Annotated in this window: 4 protein-coding genes; all 4 read right to left on the bottom strand. The window is 47.3% G+C overall.

What is annotated here, in order from left to right:
• Positions 1–209: 209 nt before the first annotated feature.
• Positions 210–887: a VWA-like domain-containing protein gene (locus tag JQM68_RS13430; protein ID WP_235223527.1), complete on the bottom strand. Its 678-nt coding sequence runs from the start codon at positions 885–887 to the stop codon at positions 210–212.
• A gap of 103 nt (positions 888–990) precedes the next feature.
• On the bottom strand, positions 991–1,497 hold the full coding sequence (locus tag JQM68_RS13425) for a hypothetical protein (protein WP_235223526.1): 507 nt from the start codon (positions 1,495–1,497) through the stop codon (positions 991–993).
• Positions 1,494–2,579 (bottom strand): hypothetical protein, encoded by a 1,086-nt coding sequence (locus JQM68_RS13420; RefSeq protein WP_235223525.1) that lies wholly within the window; start codon positions 2,577–2,579, stop codon positions 1,494–1,496. Before JQM68_RS13420 ends, JQM68_RS13425 begins: the two co-directional genes overlap by 4 nt.
• Position 2,580: 1 nt before the next feature.
• Positions 2,581–2,853: a hypothetical protein gene (locus JQM68_RS13415; RefSeq protein ID WP_235223524.1), complete on the bottom strand. Its 273-nt coding sequence runs from the start codon at positions 2,851–2,853 to the stop codon at positions 2,581–2,583.
• Positions 2,854–3,052: the final 199 nt, after the last annotated feature.

Genomic DNA, 3,052 nt, shown 5'->3' with positions numbered 1-3,052 from the left:
CGAAACAGCCGCACCGCTTAAACCGAAATACTCACACCGTCCGAAACGAAATCCTCACACCGTTCGGGCGAAATTTGCAATAACATATGGATTTCTATTTGAAAACCAGGTGGCTTAGATGCCACATAACTACAAGTCTTTTGGCTGCCATCGAAAAGGACAGGCCGGCATATGATTTGTTGCCATCATCCTCACACAAAGATATCTTTCTATTTCCGAAAGTATGCCGCCTGCCCCCAAGGGATTCGAACACGGTTATTGGTGAGCAGCCAGAGCACTGGTATGCCGGATGAGGCTTCATATTCCGGGAAATCGCTTTTCCCATCTGTCATAATGACAATTTCGGAAGGAACATTGTCAGACATATGTTCCCGAACATAATCAAAAATGCACTGGAAACTTGTCCCGCCTCCGCTATGTGGTGTCATCCGCAGCAGGTTTTCCACGCTGGTAATGGGAACTACCCGACGGACTTCCGAATCAAAGAAACCGATAGAGCCGCTAAGCATCCCGCCGAACTGCTCAATAGCCGCGCAGATCTCTGCGGCGGCCATGGCCACTTCCTGATCTTTCAAAGAGGCAGAGATATCAACCATGAACAAAACATTGAGCCTGGGCGTTTCAGACTCGTTGTAATCCGGCAGAAAGAAGTCCAGATCCTGCAGCCTGCGATCGGGAGGGGTAAAGCTGTAGTCCTTTGTTTCGTCCATGATAAAGTGGTTCAAGAGATTCCGCCAATCGTGAGTCGTGATTTTGAATCGGTGAAGGACGCGCTCGCAAAGGGTGCTGCTGTCATAGGTTTCTGCATCGCGGTCCTTTGAACCACGGATTTCCCGAATTGTCTCTTTGAGATTCGCACTCGGGCGTGTTGTATACTCGAAGATCATCGTCATCATCCTCGCAACAAAGCTTTGACGCAATATTTTTGAAAACTAATAAAGAGAAGCCGCAAGTGAAACCATTCCCAGGCTTAGCTTGCAGCTTCCATTTTTAAACTGTTATATATTTTAGTTCCGCCAAGAGGTGCTCACAATCGCATGGCACCTGCTGTTTAATCTCCTTCTCGTGAAGACCGATGGTGAAGTCTTTGATGGTTTTCTTGTCTCTGGTTGAGAGACTGTCTCCGTTGACCACTTTCTCAAAGGCGTTCAGGAAGCGCAGTTCATCTTCGGACAGCTTCTCGCCAGCCCTGATGTACTTCAGGAGAATGGTCAAATAATCGGAAAGAGAATACTGAAGTACGACATTCTCGGCGAGGCTTTCTTTTACCTTCTTTTTCCCGAAGGAGAGTGCACGTTGCGCCTTTACCTGGAGTAGTAATTCAGAAAAATCATTCTGGATAGTTTCATTCAGTCTAATCAGCCGACCGTTGTCAGCGACCAGTGTTTTAACCTGCTTTTTCAGCTTGTTCACTTGGGGCTGCCTCAACATAAACCCAGCGAACAGGCTAACCACTGCAAGTATGTAACCACAGATTATTTCTTTTAGATGCTTCATATTTCTTCCCCTCTGAAGAAGTCTAGTAGCTCATCAATATTTGAGTCAGTCTTTCGGTCGGCCTCAATGATCGCCGCTGCGGTCTGCTTGGTGGGACACAAGTTGGCCAGCAAAGTCTGTCGTGCTTCCAGGCAATCCACCTGGACATGAACGGTAGCGGTGGCCTTTGACAACTGCCGGATTTCCTTGCTGTTCAAATAACAGAACCTTGCGAAGGATGCCGCCATTGCAGAAGCCAAGGGAATATTTATGTAGGGCACACCATTCTGGCGCATGCTTCCTACCACAGCCTCACCGACAAAGTTTACGGTATAAGCTATAAGACGGATTTCAGCACAACGAATTTCATCCTCTATTCTCCGAAGCTTGAAGTACAGTTCGGACATGAGTTTGACAACCACTCCTGCCGAAATATCCTGAGCACGAATCGTCATCATGTGAGCATATATCTCTTGGGCATTACTTTTAAGGCCGATGCTCTCCTCAGACAGTTGCTGTGCTACCTTGATTAAGTAATTGGAGGTTTTGTTGTTCTCATCCGCAATATCCAAGAAAGAGCTTCCCGGAAGGGGCAATCCTTGCTTTGATGCAGTGTCGGCAAGAAGATGCTGAACGGCTTGGAGAATGCCAGACAGGCCCTTCTGATTAAACATCAGAACAAAGGGGTTATCTACATTTGTGGAGAGAATATCATGCCCCCACAGGAGACGGTGAAAAATGGGATACGCATTGCCACCATTTCTGTTTTTGAACGGCATGGCCATTGCGTCAATATAGTCTCCCTCATGGTGAAGCGCCTTGCCCAGAAACGCCTGGAAGACATCATACTCGCCACTAGCGCCACTTGCCGCTTTGTGGATTTGTTCAAGGTATTTAGCAAAGGCATCATTTGTGGCAATAAATACTCCCGCCAAACCAATGGCTATAGCATAACAGTAGTCCCATGCATCGAGGGTGGCTTCGCTTCGCACTACAGAATCAAAACTGAATGAGGGAGGGACCTCGGCGTTCTCCATCGCAATCATTATGGAGTGTTCAACATTTTGCAGTGCCTGCTGATATGTCAAATCCAAGTCAGCCATATCACATCTCCGGGAAAAGTATAGCAACCCACAGAAGTTTTTCCACAAGAGGTGCATCGGCAGAACCAAAAATCATCTGTACTGCCTGGGCGTTCTTCGCATCAAGATCGAGTTCGATTTTTGCCCCCTCGAATACAAAACTTCCACTGAGTGCCATACAATCAGAAGCACTATTAATGTCGAGGCTGTTCAAAAGGAAGGTCAGCGCATAGTTGGGGTTCTTACCAGAGCTTGCATATGCATCCAAAAGCTGTTGACTTACGGCAATTTTCATATCAAAGCCCCTCCTGACAATACAAGTATTTTCTTTATTATAACGGGATTGGCTATATTATTCAACAGAAAGAAAAACCGTGGATGGCTAGCCGCAATTGGGGCTAGCCGTCCACGGTTTTGAGTATTCCGCCCGAGATTGAGCACCTCGACCGGGCAAATTGAGCACCGTCACCGGCGGAATTGAGCACGGTCGCCGC

The organism is Oscillibacter valericigenes, assembly GCF_021531435.1.
GTDB lineage: Bacteria > Bacillota > Clostridia > Oscillospirales > Oscillospiraceae > Oscillibacter > Oscillibacter valericigenes_B.
Note: the sequence above shows the minus strand (reverse complement) of the source record. Positions and strands in the feature narration are given on the sequence as shown.